Source organism: Parabacteroides sp. KHUB-01, from assembly GCF_056640935.1.
Genome location: NZ_CM153256.1, coordinates 1,719,899 through 1,744,164, shown reverse-complemented (window position 1 = coordinate 1,744,164; position 24,266 = coordinate 1,719,899). Strand labels below are relative to the sequence as shown.

At 38.1% G+C, this 24,266-nt stretch carries 17 protein-coding genes; 11 read left to right on the top strand and 6 right to left on the bottom strand.

Annotation, left to right across the window (positions count from 1 at the left end; all coding sequences use genetic code 11):
- Positions 1-42: 42 nt before the first annotated feature.
- Complete coding sequence (locus ACYIAR_RS07765; RefSeq protein WP_480330884.1) at positions 43-1,068, top strand: hypothetical protein; 1,026 nt, start codon at positions 43-45, stop codon at positions 1,066-1,068.
- A gap of 10 nt (positions 1,069-1,078) precedes the next feature.
- Positions 1,079-2,212 (top strand): PDDEXK nuclease domain-containing protein, encoded by a 1,134-nt coding sequence (locus tag ACYIAR_RS07760; RefSeq protein WP_480330886.1) that lies wholly within the window; start codon positions 1,079-1,081, stop codon positions 2,210-2,212.
- 355 nt (positions 2,213-2,567) lie between these two features.
- Here ACYIAR_RS07760 and ACYIAR_RS07755 read toward each other — a convergent pair whose 3' ends face one another.
- Complete coding sequence (locus ACYIAR_RS07755) at positions 2,568-3,797, bottom strand: hypothetical protein (protein ID WP_480333244.1); 1,230 nt, start codon at positions 3,795-3,797, stop codon at positions 2,568-2,570.
- Between the two features lie 409 nt (positions 3,798-4,206).
- Between ACYIAR_RS07755 and purL the strand changes: the two genes are divergently transcribed.
- The 8 genes from purL to ACYIAR_RS07715 all read left to right on the top strand — a co-directional run bounded on the left by purL (position 4,207) and on the right by ACYIAR_RS07715 (position 17,353).
- Positions 4,207-7,893, top strand: a complete 3,687-nt coding sequence (purL, locus tag ACYIAR_RS07750; protein ID WP_480333242.1) for a phosphoribosylformylglycinamidine synthase — start codon at positions 4,207-4,209, stop codon at positions 7,891-7,893.
- Between the two features lie 347 nt (positions 7,894-8,240).
- On the top strand, positions 8,241-8,867 hold the full coding sequence (locus ACYIAR_RS07745; RefSeq protein ID WP_480333240.1) for a porin family protein: 627 nt from the start codon (positions 8,241-8,243) through the stop codon (positions 8,865-8,867).
- Positions 8,868-9,071: 204 nt separating this feature from the next.
- A complete protein-coding gene (locus tag ACYIAR_RS07740) occupies positions 9,072-10,145 on the top strand; it encodes an NAD(P)H-dependent flavin oxidoreductase (RefSeq protein ID WP_480333238.1) in 1,074 nt (357 codons plus the stop codon).
- Positions 10,146-10,406: 261 nt separating this feature from the next.
- Entirely contained in the window at positions 10,407-11,171 is a 765-nt protein-coding gene (locus ACYIAR_RS07735) for a ParA family protein (protein WP_480333236.1), read from the top strand.
- Positions 11,172-11,448: 277 nt separating this feature from the next.
- Positions 11,449-12,339, top strand: a complete 891-nt coding sequence (locus tag ACYIAR_RS07730; protein ID WP_480333235.1) for a ParB/RepB/Spo0J family partition protein — start codon at positions 11,449-11,451, stop codon at positions 12,337-12,339.
- Positions 12,336-13,079, top strand: a complete 744-nt coding sequence (locus ACYIAR_RS07725; RefSeq protein WP_480333233.1) for a DUF5683 domain-containing protein — start codon at positions 12,336-12,338, stop codon at positions 13,077-13,079. The genes ACYIAR_RS07730 and ACYIAR_RS07725 overlap by 4 nt, the downstream gene beginning before the upstream one ends.
- 3 nt (positions 13,080-13,082) lie before the next feature.
- Positions 13,083-14,609 (top strand): lytic transglycosylase domain-containing protein, encoded by a 1,527-nt coding sequence (locus tag ACYIAR_RS07720; RefSeq protein ID WP_480333231.1) that lies wholly within the window; start codon positions 13,083-13,085, stop codon positions 14,607-14,609.
- A gap of 452 nt (positions 14,610-15,061) precedes the next feature.
- A complete protein-coding gene (locus ACYIAR_RS07715) occupies positions 15,062-17,353 on the top strand; it encodes a RelA/SpoT family protein (protein ID WP_480333584.1) in 2,292 nt (763 codons plus the stop codon).
- A 289-nt stretch (positions 17,354-17,642) separates the two neighbouring features.
- On the opposite strand, the gene ACYIAR_RS07710 is transcribed toward ACYIAR_RS07715, so the two are convergent.
- The 4 genes from ACYIAR_RS07710 to ACYIAR_RS07695 form a co-directional block, all read right to left on the bottom strand.
- A complete protein-coding gene (locus ACYIAR_RS07710) occupies positions 17,643-18,674 on the bottom strand; it encodes an FAD:protein FMN transferase (RefSeq protein WP_480333229.1) in 1,032 nt (343 codons plus the stop codon).
- Positions 18,674-20,254: a peptide chain release factor 3 gene (locus ACYIAR_RS07705; protein WP_480333227.1), complete on the bottom strand. Its 1,581-nt coding sequence runs from the start codon at positions 20,252-20,254 to the stop codon at positions 18,674-18,676. The genes ACYIAR_RS07710 and ACYIAR_RS07705 overlap by 1 nt, the downstream gene beginning before the upstream one ends.
- Before the next feature lie 24 nt (positions 20,255-20,278).
- A complete protein-coding gene (locus ACYIAR_RS07700; RefSeq protein ID WP_480333225.1) occupies positions 20,279-20,827 on the bottom strand; it encodes a DUF4924 family protein in 549 nt (182 codons plus the stop codon).
- Positions 20,828-20,959: 132 nt separating this feature from the next.
- Positions 20,960-21,835: a Mur ligase family protein gene (locus tag ACYIAR_RS07695; protein WP_480333223.1), complete on the bottom strand. Its 876-nt coding sequence runs from the start codon at positions 21,833-21,835 to the stop codon at positions 20,960-20,962.
- Positions 21,836-21,978: 143 nt separating this feature from the next.
- Here ACYIAR_RS07695 and ACYIAR_RS07690 point away from each other — a divergent pair, with 143 nt between their 5' ends.
- A complete protein-coding gene (locus ACYIAR_RS07690; RefSeq protein ID WP_480333221.1) occupies positions 21,979-22,839 on the top strand; it encodes an MBL fold metallo-hydrolase in 861 nt (286 codons plus the stop codon).
- On the opposite strand, the gene ACYIAR_RS07685 is transcribed toward ACYIAR_RS07690, so the two are convergent.
- Positions 22,811-24,226, bottom strand: coding sequence for an ATP-dependent DNA helicase (locus tag ACYIAR_RS07685; RefSeq protein ID WP_480333219.1), 1,416 nt, complete (start codon positions 24,224-24,226; stop codon positions 22,811-22,813). The two genes, ACYIAR_RS07690 and ACYIAR_RS07685, sit on opposite strands and share 29 nt — an antisense overlap.
- Positions 24,227-24,266: the final 40 nt, after the last annotated feature.

Genomic DNA, 24,266 nt, shown 5'->3' with positions numbered 1-24,266 from the left:
TTTATATAGAGCTAAATGTTAATGAGTTTTGATATTTGTGGTATGGAAGAACATATATTTTCTGTTTTTTATTCATGGCAATCTTATATTGGAGGTTACGCAAACAAAAGTTATATTAAAGACAAAATAATATCCGCCTTTAATGAACTATCAATTAGTATAGAGCTTCTTGAAGATTCGAGAGGTTCCACAGGAGCACCAGACATCCCCAACGCCATATTAACAAAAATAGGTAAGTCTGATATTTTTATATGTGACGTAACACCTGCATATACTCTTGTAGTAGATAATGTAAAACAACGAGCTTTGCCCAATCCTAATGTAATGTTTGAATTAGGGTTTGCAGTGCGTTCTTTAGGTTGGGAAAGAATTATTTGCATATGTAATGAAGAATATGGTAGTGTCGAATACTTACCTTTTGATATATCCGCACATCGAATTATCACATACAGGAAAAAAGATACTGACAAAAAATCTGTCAAATCATTGTGTCTAACAAAACTATTGTCTGATATTATATTTAATTACAATGATATTGTCGCTAAGGAAAATGAATTTGATTACAAGAGACACGATATTGAAATTTTTGAAAAAATGATGTCCTTTGTGTCTGAGGAAGAATTTATCAATAGTATCACAGATTTTCGTTCTTCTGGACGATTCTTTAAATGGTATGAAAAGTGTTGGGACTATGTTCAATATTTTCAAGATTATCCTCAAAACAGATTTATCAATTCCTATCTTAACGATAGTTATACCAAGTTATCAAAAGCATTAGATGATTTAAAATCATTAACTTGCCAAATATGTCGTGCTTACAACACAAAATATTGGGAATATGAAGAACCTGAAAATGAATACACTCAAGAAGAATTAAGAGATATTTTAATGACTCAAGAATATAGAAAACGTGAAATACCATATCCTGATAACAATAATTCTGATGAAATTCGTAAATATTACGATGTTATCGATAATGATGAAAGAGAGATTAGAGAAGTGTCTGATAATGTGCTAAGAACATACACAATTTTTCGTGATTGTATAAAAAAAGAACTGATCATATAAATCTATGCATATGAACAATATACAAGCATATACCGAAGCCGTAAGGATTATCAAAGAGGCGATATTACAAAGCCAATATCGTGCAGTTTCCATTGCTAACAAAGAACAATTATCGTTATATTATGGCATTGGCAAATATGTATCAGAAAACTCCCGTAATGGTTTTTGGGGCAAAGGTGCAATAGAAACCATTAGCGAACGATTACAGAAAGAATTACCGGGACTTCGTGGATTCTCTGCTGCGAACATCAAATTTATGCGTCAATTCTATGAGACTTGGTGCGAGGACTTGAAATCGCTAACTGTGGTTAGCGGATTAGGGGATGATAAATCGCTAACTGCGGTTAGCGAAATAGATACGCAGTTATTGATTCCTTGCGAAAGCCCTCAAAAAGAGAATTTTGATGTTGCTTCATTCTTGGGATTGGGATTCACACATCATATGATTATTGTTCGTAAGACCAAAACACTTGCAGAGCGTCTGTTCTACATTCGTCAAGCTCTTGCGAATAAATGGAGCAAAGAGGTATTGTCAGCAAGAATCGAGGATGATTTGTTTAATCATCAAGGAGAGATTGCAAATAACTTCATACAGAAGATACCAGATGCCCGACAGTCATTGAAAGCCATTGGAATGTTCAAAGATGAATATCTTTTGGATTTTATCAATGTAGAGGAACTTGGAGAGCGAGACAAAGAAGATATTGACGAACGAGTCATAGAGCAGAAAATCATACACAACATTAAGAAGTTTATTCTCACTTTTGGACGAGACTTTGCTTTTGTCGGCAATCAGTACAAATTGGAGGTGTACGGGGTGGAACATTTCCCTGACTTGATTTTCTTTAACCGAGAGCTGAACGCACTCGTGGTGATTGAATTAAAGAAAGGAGCGTTTAAATCTTCTTATTTAGGGCAATTATGCACCTATCTTCGTTTAGTGGACGACCAAATGCGTAAGCCACATGAAAATCCATCAATCGGTATAGTTCTATGCAAGAGTGCCGATAAAAAGTATGTTGAGTATGTAATCCAAGACTACGACAAGCCATTAGGCGTTGCAACATACAAAACTTCGGACGAAATGCCTGAGAAATTGAAACAAGCATTGCCCGATATTGAAGAACTGAAAAAATTGCTATAATTGAAATGCAGGCGAAAGAAAATTATTATCATTCTCTTCTCGTCTGCATTTCTTTTTGTACCTTTGTAGCATCAAGAGTTATCACATTGTAGCATAACAATGAAGAACTCAGAAATACGAACGGTTGCTATCTCGTTACCCAATTTTCAAGCAATCCGAATAACCGTTTAATTATAAGATAATTGCATTTTTAGCGTTATTTTAATAAAAAAGAAAGTTTTCTTGAGGTTGTTGGCTGAAATTTTGGCATTAACTTAGAGGATATAATACTACAAAATTATTATTTGTATTATAATCCCAAATTATTGTTAAATAAATCAAAGAGAATAAAGATATTTGAGAACATACATTGTCTCTAAAAAGTCTTATATTTATCTTTTTTTAACCTTTCTTTTTTGTATTCTTCTTCAATCATAAAAAAATAGTCTTCCATTTGAGCATTTTTTTCATCTGCTTCTAAAGCAATCATAGCACGTATTAATTCTTCTTCACTATCTATATCTAAATCATTAAAAAACAATTTATTTTTGTCTAAATTAACTTCCTGTTTATCTGTATAAGTAGGTGGAAATGATAAATCTTCCTGTTGATGATTTCGTTTTAAATTAACATAACCACAATATCCACAAGGTCTAAATCCTAACTGTACTAACAAATTTTCTTGAAGTTCAATATTAGGGTTATTTATTCTTCGATATAACTCTTTCAAGTAAAATTTTAATGGCCTTTTAAAATATGTTTCACATTCAGTTAATACTTCTCTAATTTCAACATCTGTATATCCTGTATTATTATTGGTGAATTTAATACTATTAGAAAACCAACTTTGATATCTTTTTAGTATAATCTTATGTTTGTTATCTTTTTCTGAATATTTAATATATTTAGTCATCAATTTATCAATGATGCTTATAATGCTTTCAATACTTTCATTATTTGTTTCTATCCAACCTGTGTTTTTGGCCTCAAATTCATCTATTTTTCTAATTCTTGGCTCGGGTTGAAATATATTATTTACATGCGCCAGAAATAAATCTTTACCTTTAGACCAATAATATTTCCCTCCTTTTTCACCGTTTTCATCCTCATATTTGTTCCACCATTCTCTATACTTTAAAACATTATTTCTCATTATAGCTTTTTCTTTTTCTGTTAATTCTGCATACTTTTTCTTTTCAGAAATTCCTTTATAACGTATTGAAGCAGGTATTAAAAAGTTTTTAAAATCAGAATTTAACAAAGGACATGATGGATCTATATGAAATGCAGGGGATTTATCATCTTCATAAATCCAAGTATATGTATCTTCTTTTATAGGATAATTTTCATATATTTCGTCCATAAAAAATTGGGGATTTTCCATAAACAATCTATATGAGAATAAAAACTTACGTTCTTTTATATTGAAAAGCTTATTTAAAACATTTTCCCTTTCTAAAAGAGCTTCGTCGCTAAAAACAATCTGATCACCAAAATATTCCTTTACAATATCTCTATATAATAAACCTTCACTTGGTACATTCTCTAAATTTATCTTTCTGATAATTTTAGATGCATTTGCTTTTGTGATGTAAACATTATTCATAACTATGATTTTTTCTTTTTGTTAATAACTTTAAAAAAGAAGTAGAGGCTACAACTAGACTTCTAATGTATAAAGATAATATCGAAACGCTTCTACGTTAATACATTTTCAGTTACAAAGTTACAATAGAATATTTTCATGGCAAAAATATTCTTATTTATATTTAACGCCCTATTTTATATGAAGTATAATCTATAAGGTAATTAATCGATATACGAACAGACTAACATGATTATAATAAGTATATTTATAGTTCTAAAAACAAGAATAATGTGTTAGTTTTTACCCATTCCCAATAACTCCCGCAAGTAGGACAACTTTATTTTCCAATTTCTCTTATATTTCATGACTTATTTTTATCTTTGTACTCTAAATTTCAGAATAGAATATCCTAAATATAATCAACAATATGATTCTATTTTTTCAATCTCCCACAAAGACCGTGTTGGCAGTAGAAGCCAAACATGCGTTCTCTCCAGAAGATGTACAGAAATTGGTATGGCTTTTCAGTAACGCTGCGCCGGTGGAAAGCGAAGTGATGGAAGGCTGGTATGTTGGTCCACGTCGCGAAATGATTACTCCTTGGAGTACAAATGCGGTAGAAATTACACAGAACATGGGCTTGAGCGGAATCTCTCGTATCGAAGAGTATTTCCCTGTTGCTTCAGGTGATGCTGAGCACGACCCAATGCTTCAGCGTATCTACAATGGTTTGGACCAGGAAATATTCACTATCAGCAAACAGCCGGATCCAATCATTTACATCGAAGATTTGGAAGCCTACAACCAGCAGGAAGGTTTGGCTTTGAGCGACGAAGAAATTGCTTATCTTAAAGAAGTAAGCGAAAAATTGAATCGCAAGCTGACTGACAGTGAGGTTTACGGTTTCGCACAGGTAAACTCTGAACACTGCCGCCATAAGATTTTCGGTGGTACATTTATTATTGACGGAGAAGAAAAAGAAAGCTCTCTGTTCAATTTGATTAAGAAAACTTCTGCAGAAAATCCAAACAAATTGGTTTCTGCTTATAAAGATAATGTGGCTTTCAATGAAGGTCCGGTTGTTGAACAGTTTGCTCCTGCAAGCGGCGACAAACCTGATTTCTTCGAGATTAAAGATATCAAGACTGTTATCTCATTGAAGGCTGAAACTCACAACTTCCCGACAACTGTTGAGCCTTTCAACGGTGCTGCAACCGGTACAGGTGGTGAAATCCGTGACCGTTTGGGCGGTGGTAAAGCTTCTTTGCCTATTGCTGGAACTGCGGTTTATATGACTTCTTATCCTCGCACAGAAGGTGCTCGTGAATGGGAAAAGGTTCTTGACCCTCGTCCTTGGTTGTATCAGACTCCGGAACAGATTCTTATCAAGGCTTCAAACGGTGCTTCTGATTTCGGTAACAAGTTCGGTCAGCCGCTTATCTGCGGTTCTGTGTTGACTTTCGAACACGAAGAAAACAACAAGAAATATGCATACGATAAAGTAATCATGTTGGCAGGTGGTGTTGGTTTCGCTAACCATCGTGATGCTTTGAAGGGCGACCCGAAACCGGGAGAAAAAGTTGTGTTGATTGGTGGTGACAACTATCGTATCGGTATGGGCGGTGGTGCTGTGTCATCTGTAAATACTGGTCAGTACACTAGCGGTATTGAGTTGAATGCCGTTCAGCGTGCAAACCCTGAAATGCAGAAACGTGCAGCTAACGTAATCCGTGCTATTGCTGAGTCAGACAATAACCCTATTGTTTCAATCCACGACCACGGTGCAGGCGGTCACCTGAACTGTTTGTCTGAGTTGGTTGAAGCTACTGGTGGTCACATCGACATGAGCCAGTTGCCTGTTGGCGACCCTACTTTGTCTGCAAAAGAAATCATCGGTAACGAAAGCCAGGAACGTATGGGCTTGCTGATGGAAGAAAAAGACGTTGAACGTGTTCGCCGTATTGCAGAACGTGAACGTGCTCCAATGTATGTTGTTGGTGAAACTACTGACGATATGCAGTTCGTATTCGAACAGGCCGACGGAACTAAACCAATCGATATCAAATTGGAATATATGTTCGGTAAGCCACCACGCACAATCATGAAAGATAGCACAGTGGTGGAATCATATCAGCCTGTAGTTTATAAGGAATCAGAATTGCACCATTATTTGGAAAATGTTCTTCAGCTTGAAGCTGTTGCTTGTAAGGACTGGTTGACTAACAAGGTGGACCGTTCGGTTACAGGTAAGATTGCCCGCCAGCAGTGTCAGGGTGAATTGCAGTTGCCTTTGAGCGACCTTGGTGCAGTGGCTTTGGATTTCCGTGGAAAAGCCGGTATCGCAACTTCAATCGGTCACGCTCCTCAGGTTGCAATGGTTGATCCTGCTGCGGGTTCTGTAATGGCTATTGCTGAGGCTTTGACAAACATCGTATTCGCTCCGTTGGCTGAAAAGCTTACAAGCGTATCGTTGAGTGCAAACTGGATGTGGCCTTGCCGCAACGCCGGTGAAGATGCTCGTTTGTATAAAGCGGTTCAGGCTGCTTCTGATTTCGCTTGCGAATTGGGTATCAACATTCCGACTGGTAAGGACTCTTTGTCAATGACTCAGAAATATGGTGACGATAAAGTTATCGCTCCTGGAACTGTTATTATTTCAGCAGGTGCTGAGGTAAGCGATGTCAAGAAAATCGTTTCTCCTGTTCTTACTCACGATAAGAATACACATATATATTATATAGACTTCTCATTCGACAGCTTGAAACTTGGCGGTTCTGCTCTTGCTCAAGTATTGAACAAACTTGGCAACGAAGTTCCGACAGTTAAGGATGTAGAATACTTCCGTGACGCATTCAACACAGTTCAGGAAGCAATCGAACAGGGCTTGATTCTTGCAGGTCACGATATTTCTGCCGGCGGTATGATTACTGCATTGTTGGAAATGTGCTTCGCTAACGTAGAAGGTGGTTTGGAAGTTAACTTGGACAGCATCAGCGAATCTGATATCGTTAAGATTCTGTTTGCTGAAAATCCTGGTATCCTTGTTCAGGTTAAGGATAAGAAAGCATTTGAAAAGCTTATGACAGAAGCCGGCGTTGGATTCGCAGAAATTGCAAAACCGACAGACGAACGTCATATCCTTGTTTCAAAAGACGGAATCCAGTATCACTTCGGTATCGACTATATGCGTGACGTTTGGTATTCTACTTCATATAAGTTGGATATCAAGCAGAGCGGAAATGTTTGCGCAGGCAACCGTTTCGAAAACTACAAGATGCAGCCGCTTGAAGTTAAATACAACAAGAACTTCACTGGTAAACTTGCTGATTATGGAATTTCGGCAGACCGTCGTCAGCCTAGCGGTGTGAAAGCTGCTATTATCCGTGATAAGGGAACTAACGGCGACCGTGAAATGGCTTATACATTATATCTTGCAGGTTTCGATGTGAAAGACGTTCACCTGACAGACTTGGCAAGCGGCCGTGAAACTTTGGAAGATGTGAACTTCATAGTATTCTGCGGTGGTTTCTCTAACTCTGACGTTCTTGGTTCAGCTAAAGGTTGGGCAGCAGGTATCTTGTATAACGAAAAAGCTAAGAAAGCTATCGACAACTTCTATGCTCGCAAGGACACAATGAGTTTGGGTATTTGCAACGGTTGTCAGTTGATGGCAGAATTGGAATTGCTTTATCCGGAACACGAGCTTAAGCACAAGATGGTTCACAATGATTCTCATAAGTTCGAATCTAACTTCGTTACTTTGGAAATTCCTAAGAACAATTCAATTATGCTTGGTTCATTGAGCGGAACTAAACTTGGTGTTTGGGTTGCTCACGGTGAAGGTAAGTTCAGCTTCCCATACGGTGAGAAGGAATACAACATCGTAGCTAAATATAACTACGAAGGTTATCCTGCAAATCCTAACGGTTCGCCTTGGTCAGTTGCCGGTGTTTGCTCAAACGACGGCCGTCACTTGGCAATGATGCCTCATCCGGAACGTGCAATCTTCCCATGGCAGTGTGGTTATTATCCTAACGACCGCAAGCAGGACGAAGTTACTCCTTGGATTGAAGGATTCGTTAATGCTCGTAAATGGATTGAAGCTCATAGATAATTATACTTACAGTTGACAAGTTGACGAGGGTTTTTGAACTCAGTGAATTTAAAGTCGGGAAACTTGTTAAACTTGATAAAACTTCCGAGGCACGGAATGTACAGATGTCTTATTGACATAGTATGTTCCGTGTTTTTTTTGTGAAAAATCGTTCGAAGAGAAGTTTCAAAATCTTCGGACTTATTTTTGCTAGGTCCGTATATATTTTCCCGTCGGACCGTATATATTTCTTCGTAGGTCCGTATATATTTTACTGCCGGTCCGTATGTATTTCAGCTTACTTTTTATTAAACCTTTTCATCGGCAAATGTGTTTTAAAGAAAAGCATTTTATAAAACAGAAAGCTTATGAAAAAGATTTTATTTGTTTTGTTGGCGATATGTACATTTCATTTTGCCAATGCGCAGGAGTTTCATTTTATGCCACGTATCGGAGTGAATTTTGCTAATCTTTCCAATTCCGGAGGAGATATGAAACCAGGAGTGAATGTTGGATTTGCAGTGGAACTTCCACTGTTGGAAAAACTGTCTATTGAGCCTGGAATCTATTATTCAATGCAAGGCACCAAGGCCAGCGAATATGTTCAGGTTGATGATATGAAACTGGGTGGTGACGTGAAGATGAATATGGATTATCTTAATATACCTATTTACGCCAAATATTATATATATGAAGGTTTCAACGTGTTTGCCGGTCCGCAGTTTGGATTTAATGTCCGCAGCAAGGCTAAGGTTTCAGCTACAGGTTTCGAAAACTCTTCTTCTGCCGATTTTAAAGATGCAGTAAACACATTCGACTTTGCAATCGGCATCGGTGCAGGTTATCAGTTCGATATGGGAGTAAATATCTCATTGAATTATAATATCGGATTGACAAACTCTATCAAGTCTGTTGATTTGGGTGATTGGGAATTTGAAACTTCAGATAAATATCGCAATGGCGTTCTTCAGTTGAGCGTAGGATACAGATTCTGATATATACTGGTTTTATAAACGGATAAAAGGCTGCTATATTTCCTTATTAATTTAGGAAATAAGCAGCCTTTATTTTTTTATTCCTAATGTAAATAGTACAAAATATAGGAAAGTGTGCTATTTTTATTCAAAAATATGCTCACTTTCTTATTTATTGTGCTATTTTTGCGCCGTTTTAAAAACACTATATACATATTTTTATAAATGAAGACACTAAGTATTGGAGATCTGAAAGCTCGTATTCCTATTATCCAGGGAGGAATGGGCGTCGGAATTTCTCTATCAGGGCTAGCCTCGGCTGTAGCAAATGAAGGTGGGATTGGCGTTATTTCCGCAGCCGGTCTCGGATTGTTATACAAAAAGTTATCACCCAACAATTACACTGAAGCTGGTAATTTGGGATTAAAGGAAGAAATCCGTAAAGCACGTGAAAAGGCAAAAGGTATAATCGGTGTGAACATCATGGTTGCCTTGTCTGATTTTGCCGAATTGGTGAAGACAAGTATTGCCGAAAAGGTTGACATCATTTTCAGTGGTGCTGGTCTGCCTTTGGATTTGCCATCTTTCCTGAAGAAAGACAGTGTGACTAAGCTTGTTCCTATCGTATCCAGCGCGCGTGCTGCAAGAATCATTTGCGAGAAATGGAAATCTCAGTATGATTATCTGCCGGACGCAGTTGTCCTTGAAGGTCCGAAAGCCGGAGGACATCTTGGATATAAGGAAAACCAGATAACCGATGAGCACTATTCTTTGGAAGAACTGTTGCCTCAGGTTGTTGAAGAAGTTTCTCATTTCGAAGAGAAATACAACAAGAAGATTCCGGTAATTGCAGCGGGAGGCATTTACACGGGAGAAGATATCAAACGCATGATGGACCTTGGAGCATCGGGCGTTCAGTTAGGAACTCGTTTCGTGACGACTACGGAGTGCGATGCTTCGGAAGCTTTCAAGGAAACATACATAAAAGCGTCGGAGGAGGACATTGAGATTATCAAGAGTCCTGTCGGTATGCCCGGCCGTGCAATCCATTGCAGTTTCCTTGAGAAAGTGAAGCTTGGTTTGAAGCAACCGAAAGTTTGTCCGTTCAATTGCATAAAGACGTGCAACATCGAGCGAAGCCCGTACTGCATTGTAACAGCTTTGTATAATGCTTTCAAAGGTAATTTCGAGAATGGATATGCTTTTGCCGGCAGCAATGCATGGCGCGCCAAGCGTATAATGAGCGTCAAGGAAACTATCAAGGAGTTGATGGATGATTTCCGCAATAGTAGTAAATGATGATTTTATAAAATAAATTTAGCGCATGTATAGTATTTATGAGACTATACATGCGCTTTTGTTTTGAGAAATATATTACTTATTTAAATAAACTTAAATTGTTAATATATTTGTCTCTCCTCTTACCTTTCACTATCTTTGTAAGTTATCAACAGATTAGGTGACTTTTCAACAAAACTAACAATGTTTCGATTGATTCTGATAGAGTTCGGTTTTTAATGTTTAGTTTTGTCGCCAGAATAAATTGCACATAAAAACATTATGGGAAAGATTATCGCTTTAGCAAATCAGAAAGGTGGCGTAGGAAAAACAACTACAACGATAAATCTGGCTGCTTCGCTGGCAGCTCTCGAGAAGAAAGTTCTTGTAGTTGATGCAGACCCTCAGGCGAATGCCTCTTCAGGTTTAGGAGTAGATATCCGTGAGGTTGAATTATCTATTTATGAATGCCTGGTAAATGGAGAAGATTCAAAGCAGGCTATAGTTCATACGGAAGTTGACGGTTTAGACATAATCCCTTCTCATATCGATCTTGTGGGAGCGGAAATTGAAATGTTGAATATGCCTAGCAGAGAACAGATATTGAAGCGTATGCTGACTCCATTGAAGAGTGTGTATGATTTTATTCTTATTGACTGTTCTCCGTCTTTGGGCTTGATAACGGTAAATGCTTTGACTGCCGCAGATTCGGTTATAATTCCGGTGCAGTGTGAGTATTTCGCCTTGGAAGGTATTAGTAAGTTGTTGAATACAATCAAGATTATCAAGTCGAAACTTAATCCGTCGTTGGAAATTGAAGGTTTTCTTCTTACTATGTATGATTCACGTTTGCGTTTGGCAAACCAGATTTATGAAGAGGTTAAGAGACCGTTCCAGGATTTGGTGTTCACAACAGTTATTCAGCGAAATGTGAAACTTAGTGAGGCTTCAAGCTATGGAAAACCTGTGTTGCTGTATGATGCGGAATCTAAAGGTTCGCTCAATTATATGCAGCTGGCTCAGGAAGTAATCGATAAAAATAAATAATTCAAGTTTTGCCGGGTTTAGCTTTCAGTTAACGAGTTGACGAGATTTTTAAACGTAATGTTCACAGAGACATAGAGTAATATTTATTTTCAACTTATAAGTAATATATCTCTTGTTAACTTGTCTCTGAAGCCTTGTCAACTTCATAAGTAAAGCACTTGCGGAACTTAGTAAATAAATATATAAGTGTTGGGTTAATATAGTTTGTAAGTTTTGAGTTGGAACGAATAAAAAACTTATAAACTCAAAAGCTCAAAAACTAAAGAACTAAATACTTATGGCTTTAATGAAAAAATCGGCGTTGGGCCGTGGATTGGATGCATTGATTACGATGGATGACCTTAAGACAGGTGGTTCATCGTCTATTTGTGAAATAGAACTTTCAAAGATTCAGCCCAATCCGGAGCAGCCTCGTTCGGCATTTGATGAAGCAGCATTGGACGAATTGGCTGTGTCAATAAAAGCTCTTGGTGTCATTCAGCCTATAACAGTGAGAGAAACAGGAAATGACCAGTATATGATTATTTCCGGAGAGCGTCGTTACAGAGCTTCTCTTAAAGCGGGGCTGACCCAAATTCCTGCCTACGTGAAAACTGCGGCGGATGAGAATGTTGTGGAAATGGCTCTTATCGAGAATATTCAGCGTGAGGACTTGAATGCCATAGAAATTGCATTGGCTTATCAGAAGCTTATTGAAAACTATGGTCTGACTCAGGATCAGTTGAGCGAACGAGTTGGTAAAAAACGTACAACAATTGCCAACTATGTCAGACTGTTGAAACTTCCTGCTGAAATACAAATGGGATTGAAGGACCGTAAAATTGATATGGGACATGCCAGAGCGCTTATATCTGTTGAGGATCCTGAAGTCCAGATTGCCCTTTATGAACAGATTCTGTCCGAAGGTTTGTCGGTGAGAAATGTTGAGGAACTGGTAAAATACGTAGTAGCAGGAGGAAAGTTGGAAGACAAGAAGGCTGAAAAGCAGAAAGCTGAGAAGGCTGCGTTGCCTGAAGGTTATGATATGCTTAAGGAGCATCTGTCAAGTTTCTTCCAGACTAAAGTTCAGCTTGTTTGTAACAACAAAGGAAAAGGAAAAATAACAATCCCGTTCTCATCTGAAGAAGAATTGGAGAAATTGATTAGTTTGCTGGATAATATCAAATGAAGACTCGTCTCCTGATAATATTGTCTCTTTTGCTTCTGTTTTGTAAACCGGGATATTCGCAAGAGAACGTTAGTCTGCAAAAGGCAGACTCTGCTGTAGCTGTTGTGGAACCGGTTGATTCAACAGTGGCTGCTGTGCTCCGTTCAGCAGATTCTGTATCTGTTCCAAATGTTAAACTTGCTCCGGCTTTTAAACCAGACCCCAAAAAAGCAGTCTTATTGGCACTTGTGCCCGGTTTGGGACAGATTTATAATCAGAAATACTGGAAGTTGCCTATTGTTTATGGTGGTTTGATGGGCTGTATGTATGCTGTGACTTGGAATAACCGCAATTATAAGGATTATTCTACGGCATATAAGGACATTATGAGTGACTATTATATGATTCAGGAGAATTCCAAGAAAGACCCTGATGAACAGATAGTAATAACCAAAGACCATTTGAGCAAGAGCTGGCAGGAACTTCTTTCTCCGGGAGCCGACCCATTGGAGTATGTTGACAACACTCAGTTTCAGAATGCGCTGAAGAACCAGAAAGATTACTACAGACGCTATCGAGATTTGAGTATTATAATAACCGTGGGTGTTTATGCATTGTCTATCATAGATGCATATGTTGATGCTCAGCTTTTTGACTTTGACATATCTCCGGATTTGTCTATGCGTGTTGAGCCTGTAGTGTCGCCACGAACTTCGCGGACTTCCGAACTTTATGGATTGAACTGTAGTTTAAAATTTTAATAAATGGCAAAGTATATTTTATCTTTATTTTTGTGTTTATGTACGTCTGTTGTTTTTTCACAGACTGATATTCCTGAGGAAAACCGGGATTATTCATCGTTGTCTAATGTGGATTCTATCCGTGAGAGCATAGGTCTTATTCCCGAAAGCTTGGATGCAGATGTTGACAGTTTGATGAAAACGTGGCACGTGCAGTATTTCTCACAGAAATTTGACTATTGCCATGATGATGAAGAAAACGTATATTTCCCTGATTCTGTTTATGCAGCCAGATTGAAGAGTTTGCCTTGCATAATTGAAATGCCATATAACAAGGTGGTTCGCGATTGTATAGATTTATATGCTGAGCGTCGCCGTAATCTTGTAAGTTATATGCTTGGTATGGCTGATTTCTATTTCCCAATTATAGAAAACGTATTGGATAAACATGGTTTGCCTATTGAGCTTAAATATCTTGCAATAGTTGAGAGTGCTCTGAATCCAGTGGCTCTTTCACGTGTAGGTGCAAGCGGATTGTGGCAATTTATGTTGCCTACGGGAAAAAGTTACGGACTTGAAATAAACAGTCTTGTGGATGAACGTCGCGACCCTTTGAAATCAACAGAAGCTGCATGCCTTTATTTCAAGGATATGTATGAAATATATAAAGACTGGAGTTTGGTTCTGGCTTCTTATAATTGCGGACCGGGAAATGTCAATAAGGCAATACGTCGTTCAGGAGGAAAAACAGATTTTTGGTCTATTTTCCCATATTTGCCTAAAGAAACACGTTCGTATGTGCCTCTGTTTATCGCCGCAAATTATATAATGAATTATTATTGCGACCATAATATCTGTCCTTTGCAGTCAACTTTGCCATTAGCTACGGACACTGTGATGGTCAATAAAATGCTTCATCTTCAGCAGGTGGCAGATGTCTTGAACCTTGATGTTACAGAATTGCGTGCATTGAATCCTCAATATAAGAGAGATATTATACCGGGAAACGTAAAACCTTCTGTACTTAAGTTGCCAGCTGCCGAAACATATGCTTTTGTAAGTTGCGAAGATACAGTGTATAATCATCGTGCAGAAGATTTGCTTGCCAATTGTATTGCATTGAATTCTTCATTTGCCGGTGAAGATAAGGAGATGACTACACAGGAACGTATAACACATACGGTTGCAAGTGGTGAGAATTTATATATAATTGCAAATAAATATGGTGTGACAGCCCAGCAAATCAGAAAATGGAACGGTTTGAGAAGCAATAAGGTTGCTCGGGGAAAACGTCTGAAGTTATATGTAGATAACGGTGGTGTGTCATTTGCTGCAAAGTCATCATCTTCAACAAATAAAACAACGTCAAAGTCTGGTGCTTCTGTTAAGGTGAATAATGATTTTATATCTTATAAAGTTAAATCAGGAGATTCATTATATACTATATCTAAGAAATATCCAGGTTTGACGGCAAAAGATTTGCAGAAAGCAAATAATCTTACAAATGCGACGATTCGCCCGGGACAAGTTCTAAAGATTCCTGTAGTGTGAATTTTATATAAAATAAGCTGATTTAGTAATAATTTATTATACAATATAGATTTTTCCTTTAGTTTTTCAGATTTTGCCTAAATAAACGGATTCGTCGAGAATTTACAGAGATTGGAACGTGAAAAATGGCTTTATTTCGATTATGTATTGATATATTGTTGAATTTGTTGAACTTCGCTGACGTAAGACTAATAATTGGCTTCGTCGTGATGACGATATTTTCATACAGTGTTTAGATTTAAAGTTATTATTTGAAAGGTTTTTAAGGCAATTTGATTGTCTGATGACTACTGAGAACTTAATTGGTTTGACGTAATTGAGTACAATTTGTTTGAAAAATCAAGCAGGTTGTACTCTTTTTTTATTTATTCTTATAAATAAAATCTTATATTTGTAGCTACACTATGTAAAAAAGACAGGAGGCAAAAACCATGAGCGATACAAATGAAGTAATGAACAATATAAATGTTACTGAAGAAACAGCTCCGGCTCTTTCTGCAGATGAAAAAATGATACAAGACGGATTCAATGAGCTGCTTGATGCTTATATGAAATCCAATCACCGAATGAAAGTTGACAGAATCAAAAAGGCTTTTGATTTTGCCAATCAGGCTCATGCCGGTGTGAAACGGCGTTCAGGAGAACCTTATATCATGCACCCTATTGCTGTGGCTAAAATTGTATGTTGTGAGATGGGGCTTGGTTCCACTTCAATTTGTGCTGCATTACTTCATGATGTCGTTGAGGATACGGACTATACAGTCGAGGACATAAAGGATATGTTCGGTGAGAAAATTGCTCAGATTGTTGATGGTCTGACCAAAATTGCCGGAGGTATATTCGGTGAGCAGGCTTCTGCTCAGGCGGAAAACTTCAGGAAATTGCTCCTCACGATGAGTGACGATATACGCGTTATCCTCATCAAAATTGCCGACCGTTTGCATAATATGCGTACATTGGGTTCAATGCTTCCTGCAAAACAATTCAAGATTGCCGGTGAAACATTGTATCTGTATGCTCCTTTGGCTCATCGACTTGGTCTTTTTTCCATTAAAACAGAGTTGGAAGACTTAAGTTTCAAATACGAACATCCTAAAGAATATCAGGAGATTTCAAATAAACTTGAGGCAACTGCTGATATTCGAAATAAGTTGTTTGAACATTTCGCGGCTCCTGTGCATGAGAAGCTCAAGGCTTTGGGTATGAAATATGAAATGCGTGCCCGCGTTAAATCTATCTATTCTATATGGAATAAGATGGAAACTAAGAAGGTCGCATTTGAAGATATTTATGACATTTATGCAGTCCGAATAATATTTGAACCTCTTCCTGGCGTTGATGAGAAAAACCAGTGTTGGGATATCTATTCCGCAATTACTGATATTTATAGAATCAGACCGGATAGAATACGTGATTGGGTGAGCCGACCGAAAGCAAACGGATATCAGGCTTTACATCTGACTGTTATGGGACCGGACGGACAATGGGTTGAAATCCAGATTAGAAGCCGCCGAATGGACGACATTGCGGAAAAGGGATTTGCTGCTCATTGGAAATATAAGGAAAATCATGTTGAGGAAGATACAGAACTGGACAAATGGCTTCAGACTATTACTGAAATATTGGAGAATCCTGACCCGAATGCATTGGATTTCCTTGATACAATTAAGCTGAATCTTTATACTTCCGAGATATTTGTTTTTACTCCGAAGGGTGATATCAAGACTTTGCCTCAAGGTGCAACGGCTCTCGACTTTGCTTATGCTTTGCATTCAGATATTGGTCATAAGAGTATTGGTGCGAAAGTGAATCATAAACTTGTGCCTCTCAGTCATAAACTGTCGAGTGGTGACCAGGTGGAAATACTTACATCACGTTCGCAATCTCCACAACCTGAATGGTTGAATTTTATTACTACAGCTAAAGCTCGTTCGAAAATAACTGCTGCGCTTAAACGTTCTCGTAAAGAGGCAGCTAAAGCTGGTGAAGTCAAAGTCGTTTCTGCTCTTCATTCTGCAGGTATTGACGCGAATCCAGCCAATATTGATAATCTGGCTATGTATTTTGGCTTTTCAAAGAGGGAAGATTTGTTCTTCTCTGTTGAAAAGGGTGATATAGTATTACCTGATAATCTTCAGAAGATAATAAAAGGTAAGAGTGACAATTTGCTGTTCAAGTATGTGAAATCTGCCTTAAGAATGGCAACAAAATATTCTTCAGACAGCAAACCTTCCGCACCTTCTACTGCTGAAGCTAAAACAGAGCAGAAAGAAAAGCCTAAGTACGATAAGAAGAAACCTTATGTTCTAAAAGAGGAGGGTTTCTTGAAAAACTATGTAATTGCTGACTGTTGCAAACCTATTCCGGGCGACGATTCTTTGGGCTTTATTAATGATGACGGAAACGTAGTTGTTCATAAGCGCTCTTGTCCAATTGCTATGAGATTGAAGAGCAGTTTCGGTGAACGTATTCTTAATACAGTTTGGAGCAGCTACACAAATGCTTCATTCGAGGCTACATTGGAAGTCAAGGGTATTGATTCCTTGGGAATGCTTTATTCAATAACTAAAACAATTTCTGAGGAATTCAACGTAAATATTATCCGACTTCTGATTGAAGCCAAAGATGGCGTGTTCGAAGGAAAAATTAAGCTTAAAGTTCACGACGTTGAAGACATTCAGAAAATGTGTGTTCGTCTGTCTAAGATAGAGAATATAAAGTCGGTATCAAGAACTGCAGATTGATTGTTCAAGTTTACTCAGTTAACGAATTGACAAGAAAACAAGCTGACAAGAGTATTCGGTTTTTTATCCGAATGTGAATGACAGAAATTATATATAGATATTCAATAAAAAAGGTAGGCAGCTTTTCCAAAAAACATCGCAGTGTTTCAGGAAAAAGCTGCCTACCTTTTTTTATAAATATCACGAGCAAATATTTCCAATGTTTATTTTATGCTTCCGTCACATCATTTTTCTGATTATAAATGATGTGGAAAAACTGTGAAACTTGCTTTTGGAAAGTCTCTGTATATTATTTTATCACAAACTTGTCAAATCCAGCGGATGAAATAGAATAGTAGCTTGTGGAATCACCGCAAATCAGATAATATTCTATCATCGGAAGTTTTGCTCTTAACTTCTCGGCTCCGTCACTTCCCAGAACCATGCAGGCTGTAGCGCAAGCATCGGCAAGCATTGCTGTTGGTGCGATTATAGTTGCACTCAAAACGTCTCTTTGCACAGGAACACCTTCTCTCGGGTCAATAGTATGAGCATATTTCTTACCGTCTTTAATGTAGAAATTACGATAGTTTCCCGAAGTAGCCATACCTCTTCTTCCATTGTTTACGGCATTTTCTTCGCTCAAATCTTTTGGCCAAAGTTGAATTATAGTCTGGAGTTCCTGATTTATTCCTGTTGAATCGTCCTGAGGTTTGTTTATTCCAAGTCGCCAGTAGTCACCGCGTTGGTTTTTGCCTTTGGCAACAATTTCACCACCAAATTCAACCATATAATCAGTGATTCCATGTTTGTCGAAACAATCGGCAATCATGTCGCACACTGTCCCGTCCGCAATTGAAGAACAGTTAAGCAGCAATCTAGGGTCATCTTTCTTGATGATACCATTCTCAAGATGTACTTTCTGATAACCGATGAATTGTTTAACGCTGTCAATGTTTGCCTGGCTTATACTGTCTTTATTGCTGAACCCGAATCCCCAAAGATTAATCAGTGGAGCGCAAGTTATATCATAAGCACCGTCTGTATATGCAGAAACAAGCATTGCTGTGCGGAACAGGCTTGTGAAAACAGAATCTTCAACAGCCATATTCTTGTTCTGGTTGATATGCGAAACTACAGATGTTGAGTCAAAAGCATTAAACAGATGATAGAATCTGTCTAGTTCGCCCTTTATTTCCTCATCCAGAGGTTCTGTATATGCATATTTAATATGAAAAGGAGTGTGAAGTCTTCCGCTGTATTCGAAATACTGCACAGACGGTTGCTTGCATGCCAACAGTGACATGCAACAACCGATAATCAATATAATAAACTTTTTCATCAGAATTCAGAAGTGAAATGGAATTTGATATCAGGGAAATCCTGTTGAGCCATCATCAGTACGTAACCGGAATCAGCTAGATAAACATCGCGTCCTTCCTTATCAACAGCCATATACTGAGCTTTGCGTTTCTTGAAATTCTCAAGCATAACCTGATTATCACTTTCTATCCAGCAAGCTTTGTAGAGGCTGACCGGTTCCCATTTACATTGAGCACCATATTCATGAAGCAAACGATACTGGATGACTTCGAACTGAAGCTGACCGACAGTTCCGATAATCTTTCGTCCGTTGAACTGATTTGTGAACATCTGAGCCACACCTTCGTCCATCAATTGCTCGATACCTTTGTTCAGCTGTTTAGCCTTCATCGGGTCTGCATTTTCAATATATTTGAACATTTCAGGAGAGAAACTTGGCAAACCTTTGAAATGAAGCTCTTCTCCAGCAGTAAGTGTATCACCGATTTTGAAGTTTCCTGTATCTGGCAAACCTACAATATCTCCGGCAAAAGCCTCGTCTACAACTTCCTTCTTCTGAGCCATGAAGGCTGTAGGACTGCTGAAACGCATCATCTTTCCGAATCTTACGTGCTTGTAGTTGACGTTTCTTTCGAATTTACCTGAGCATATTTTCACGAAAGCAATACAGCTTCTGTGGTTCGGGTCCATATTTGCATGGATTTTGAATACGAAACCTGTGAAAGCTTCTTCTTCAGGGTCAACAGTTCTTTCAACAGCTTGGACAGGACGTGGAGAAGGAGCAATCTTGATGAAGCAGTCAAGAAGTTCTTTTACACCGAAATTGTTCAATGCCGAACCGAAGAATACAGGAGCAATATCACCAGATAAATATGTGTTTACATCGAAATCCGGATATACACCTTCGATAAGTTCAATGTCTTCACGCAATTTTGCAGCCTGAGCCGGGTCGATATAGTTTTCCAGTTCCGGACTGTTTATATCCTTGAATTCTACGTTTTCAGTTACATACTGTTTGCTCGGAGTGTAAAGGTTCAGTTTCTCTTCATAAATATTATATACACCGCGGAAACGCTGTCCCATATCAATAGGCCAGCTTAGCGGACGAACCTTAATATGAAGTTCTTCTTCAATTTCATCGAGCAAATCAAATGGGTCTTTACCGTCGCGGTCCATTTTGTTCACGAACACTATAACCGGAGTCTTACGCATACGGCAAACTTCCATCAGTTTACGAGTCTGTGCTTCCACACCTTTTGCAATGTCAATAACGATGATAACGCTATCCACTGCTGTTAATGTACGGAAAGTATCTTCGGCAAAATCCTGGTGACCCGGAGTATCCAGGATATTGATTTTATGATCGGCATAATCAAAAGCCATCACAGATGTTGCGACAGAAATACCACGCTGTTTTTCTATTTCCATCCAGTCTGAAGTGGCTGTCTTTTTGATTTTGTTTGATTTTACAGCTCCCGCGACGTGGATTGCACCACCAAACAGAAGTAACTTTTCTGTAAGAGTTGTCTTACCTGCGTCAGGGTGACTGATAATAGCAAATGTTCTTCTTCTCTTGATTTCGTCTGAAAATTGACTCATGTTTGTTTATGTTATTTATATTATTTAATCTTCCAATTCCAACTCTCCGTTCATATCAGCTCTATATTTTTCAGCCAATATTGCAAGGAAAGAACTGATTTGTTTGATTGCCTCAAGTGTTTCTGCCGAAATTTCCTTTCCTTGCATTCTGAGCACCAGATAACCGTATACAGCCGAAAAGCAAGTCTCCAGTTCCGGCAAATCATTTCCTCCGGATTTGCTTCTGAGCTGGACGATATAAGGTAAAGTTTTATAATATGCAGCACCATAAATCATTTCCTTAGGAGTTTTCAGCAGCTTAAGATGTAAATCTGTGAGAGTTATTATCACATTCTTATTGAGCTGTATATGTCCTTTTTCCATGACGCCTTCTTCACGCATCATGTTGATAATCTCTTCATACCATTGTGCAATCTGCTCTTTTACCTCTTCTGGTTGTTCGTAATGCGAGATAACAGTTCGCTTTATGGAATCCATATCAAAATTGTTGGCACGGATAAGATCTTCCACTTGCCACATATATAGCAGATATTCCGCAATGTTTTCTTTTCTTTTTTTCTGGGCAATAATCACGGCAAAATCGTTCTTTAAAAATTAGTTTACTTTAAAAAGTTGACAAGGCTACAGAGTCGAGTTGACAAGGTAAAATACCTATTGTTATTAATTATCCAAGAACGCTTGTCAACTAGTTTTCTTGTTAACTCGTCATCTGTATATTTCAGACACAGCCTGATAGAAATTCTTGTCGTTTATTCCAATCTGCCTGCAGGCAAGTCTTGCTGCGTTCAGATTTATCAGGAAATATGAGTCAGTTACTTTTATCGGATATTCTCCATATCTTGTTTGAAGATATGTGTTTCCGTCTCTTTCTACAATTTCATGTTTGTTGAAAGGGATTGCTGTAATATCATTTCTGATTTCTTCAACCAACTGGCTTATCACTGGATCACCACCATAATAAATCAGTTTGCCTTCACGCTCAATAGATGTGGAGAAATATCTGTAAGTACTGATATAAGCTTCAGGAGTTGAATGGTCTGTAGATAATTCCCAAGTAAGATTAGTCAGTACTGCGATATGCGGACGGTAAAACTCCAGTTGCGAACGTTTTTCCAGTTTGGACGTTACGTGTTCGTCTCCTTCAATCAAAGCTATTCGTGATTCATAGTTAAAATGAATCTTGTCTTCAAGAGAAGGAATTGTACTGGTTGTCGCATAGTCGAACGCCATTTTTTGTTGCTTCATTGCCGCGACCATCATCGACAATATTGTGCATTTTCCCCTACTTCCGGCAACAACAACTCTTATTTTGGACTTTGTCCTATGATAAATGAAGTCCGGAATAGATTGAACCAACAGCCCAAGTTGCTTCGCCATAATAAGTTCTGGATTATCTGCACCAACTGTGCCACCTAGAACAACAGCCTGTATATTTTTGTTCATCAGTTCCGGAAACCATCCGTTACCATGACATATATATCCCTTGTCTTCAAAGGATTTCAGTTGTTCCTCAGATAAGTTTTCTCCGGAGACACTGACTTCAAATCCTTTTTCTTTTATAGCCTTTGCTATTTCAGGCATAAGGGAGTCTGTTATCGAGATTAAATGAACTTTATGCATTGTTTGGTATTTGTATGCAAAAATACGACTTTTAACTGGATTAGGAACATTTTGTGTATTTGAAAATAACACTTACTTTTGAGTGTTTTTCGGTATCGTGTATTATGATAGATATTTTTGATACAGGTTATTTTTTTGCCGATGGCGGCGCAATGTTTGGGGCTGTGCCTAAAACGGCATGGAGCAGACGTTATAAGAGTGATGATCAGAACGGATGTGTGCTTGCAATGCGCAGCGTCCTTCTTGAGGTTTCCGGACGGTTGATTCTGATAGATACCGGAGCCGGTAGTTTACATCCGTCTAAGATGACTTATTATCGTTTCTTTAATCTTAAATCCGTCGGACAGTGCCTCAATGAGAAAGGGTATAAACTGGAGGATATTACTGACGTTATTCTTACTCACTTGCATTTTGACCATTGTGGTGGATGCGCTGTATCGGAAGACAACAGGAAATTCCGTATGGCTTTTCCCAATGCCCGCCATTGGGTAGGTAAGGAGCAATGGGATAATTTTATTAGGCCTCATGCTCTTGAAAAAGATTCATTTTTCATTGATGATATGAAGGCTGTGGAAGATTCCGGATTGTTAAGGTTGATTAATTCTGCTGAGGATGTTATTCCGGAATTAAGTCTGAAACTTGCCGACGGACATACTCCAGGACAATTAATTCCTTATATTACAATTAATGGCGAAACACTGGTCTTTGCTGGTGATGTAATACCTTTAGCAGCCAGTGTGTCGCCAGAATGGATTTCAGCTTATGATATTGCTCCGCTTCGCTCATATGATTCAAAAATCAGATTGCTTGACGAAGCTGCAGAAAAGAGACAGCGAATAATTTTCTGTCACGATGCTTATACAGTTTCTTCAAAAATCAGGAAAACAAAAAGCGGACTTTATTTGCTTGACCGTTGTAGTGTAATAGCATCAAAGCCTATTCCTCAAACTCTTCAGGAAGATTGACTAGGAACAAATTGTTCGTAGCACGTGTAAAAGCCGTATATAACCATCTGTAGAAATCTTCGCCGAGCATTTCTTCCGTTATATAGCCGATGTCAAGGAAAACATTCATCCACTGGCCGCCTTGGGCTTTGTGGCATGTGACGGCATAAGCATATTTGACCTGTACTGCATTATAGTGTGGGTCTGCTTTCATTTTTTTCATCTTTCCGGCTTTTGTCGTTATTTCTTCATAATCTTCGAGAACAGAATAAAACAGTTTGTCGTTATCTTCTCTCGACAAGGCTGGTGAATCAGTCTGCAACGCATCCAGTAGTATTTTTATTTCCTTTTCAATATCATAATCTGGAAAATAAACCAGTACATCTGCAAATCTGAAACCATACATTTCATAAGTTCTCCGGACTTTCATAATCTTGATGATTTCACCGTTAGCTATGAAATCCATTTCTTTATTATCCGTCATCCAGAAGTAGTTGTTTTTTGCAACCATCAGTCTGTCACCGTTCGATAATTCTTCTTCACGATAAAGAATTCGGTTTCTTATACCATTGTTATATATTGTAGCTCTTTTGTTTGAGCGTGCAATAATCATCGTATCTTCAATCCCGTCACGATTATATGCTGCCGAAATCTCTTCAATCAAGTCTTCACCAGAAACTTTACGGAAATCCTGGAATCCTTTTATAGCCAGTTTAGGGAAAATTTCAACAGTTTGGTTTCTCAAAGCATCTCTCAATCTGGTGGCATTATATAGTATTCCGGAATCTTTACTTTGTCTTACAACCTGCGTCAGCTCCACTTCCATCACTGTTAGATTGTATCCTTCAAGAATATTTCTGTCCAATGCCGGACTTGCAGTCTGCATAACTGGTGGTAGCTGTGCAACATCTCCCATAATTATCATACGGCAGTTGTTTCCGCTATAGACATATTGTATAAGATCATCCAATAATCGTCCTGAACCAAAAAAATAAGAATCTATACTTTGATTTGCTATCATAGATGCTTCATCTACGATAAAAATTGTATCTTTGTGAAGGTTTTCTGCCGGAAGGAAATTGCTCAAGTCATTTGAAAAAGTCTTCTGTCGGTAAATCTTTTTGTGAATAGTATACGCTTTCTGGCAGGCATAGCCCGAAAAAACTTTGGCTGCTCTTCCTGTTGGTGCAAGAAGTATAACTTTTTGCTTAAGTTCATTTAACGTTTTAACAAAAGCTCCGATCAGTGATGTTTTTCCTGTTCCGGCATATCCTTTGAAAAGGAGAATGCTATCTTCTTGGGTTGAGAGCATAAAATCACTTAGGATTTTTAACGCTTCTTCCTGGTCAGAAGTGGGTGAAAATGGAAAATTTTGTGAAATTTTATGGCTTAAGTAATTATTTATCATTTTATCTGTAATAATTTTTGCGATAAAGGTAGTGTATTAA

Excerpts from the sequence above, each read along its gene's own strand:
- purL (WP_480333242.1), top strand. The coding sequence starts at position 4,207 with ATGATTCTATTTTTTCAATCTCCCACAAAGACCGTGTTGGCAGTAGAA.
- ACYIAR_RS07735 (WP_480333236.1), top strand. The coding sequence starts at position 10,407 with ATGGGAAAGATTATCGCTTTAGCAAATCAGAAAGGTGGCGTAGGAAAA.
- ACYIAR_RS07720 (WP_480333231.1), top strand. The coding sequence starts at position 13,083 with ATGGCAAAGTATATTTTATCTTTATTTTTGTGTTTATGTACGTCTGTT.
- ACYIAR_RS07690 (WP_480333221.1), top strand. The coding sequence starts at position 21,979 with ATGATAGATATTTTTGATACAGGTTATTTTTTTGCCGATGGCGGCGCA.
- ACYIAR_RS07760 (WP_480330886.1), top strand. The coding sequence starts at position 1,079 with ATGAACAATATACAAGCATATACCGAAGCCGTAAGGATTATCAAAGAG.
- ACYIAR_RS07715 (WP_480333584.1), top strand. The coding sequence starts at position 15,062 with ATGAACAATATAAATGTTACTGAAGAAACAGCTCCGGCTCTTTCTGCA.
- ACYIAR_RS07695 (WP_480333223.1), bottom strand. The coding sequence starts at position 21,835 with ATGCCTGAAATAGCAAAGGCTATAAAAGAAAAAGGATTTGAAGTCAGT.
- ACYIAR_RS07765 (WP_480330884.1), top strand. The coding sequence starts at position 43 with ATGGAAGAACATATATTTTCTGTTTTTTATTCATGGCAATCTTATATT.
- ACYIAR_RS07755 (WP_480333244.1), bottom strand. The coding sequence starts at position 3,797 with ATGAATAATGTTTACATCACAAAAGCAAATGCATCTAAAATTATCAGA.
- ACYIAR_RS07730 (WP_480333235.1), top strand. The coding sequence starts at position 11,449 with ATGGCTTTAATGAAAAAATCGGCGTTGGGCCGTGGATTGGATGCATTG.
- ACYIAR_RS07710 (WP_480333229.1), bottom strand. The coding sequence starts at position 18,674 with ATGAAAAAGTTTATTATATTGATTATCGGTTGTTGCATGTCACTGTTG.
- ACYIAR_RS07725 (WP_480333233.1), top strand. The coding sequence starts at position 12,336 with ATGAAGACTCGTCTCCTGATAATATTGTCTCTTTTGCTTCTGTTTTGT.
- ACYIAR_RS07685 (WP_480333219.1), bottom strand. The coding sequence starts at position 24,226 with ATGATAAATAATTACTTAAGCCATAAAATTTCACAAAATTTTCCATTT.
- ACYIAR_RS07745 (WP_480333240.1), top strand. The coding sequence starts at position 8,241 with ATGAAAAAGATTTTATTTGTTTTGTTGGCGATATGTACATTTCATTTT.
- ACYIAR_RS07705 (WP_480333227.1), bottom strand. The coding sequence starts at position 20,254 with ATGAGTCAATTTTCAGACGAAATCAAGAGAAGAAGAACATTTGCTATT.
- ACYIAR_RS07740 (WP_480333238.1), top strand. The coding sequence starts at position 9,072 with ATGAAGACACTAAGTATTGGAGATCTGAAAGCTCGTATTCCTATTATC.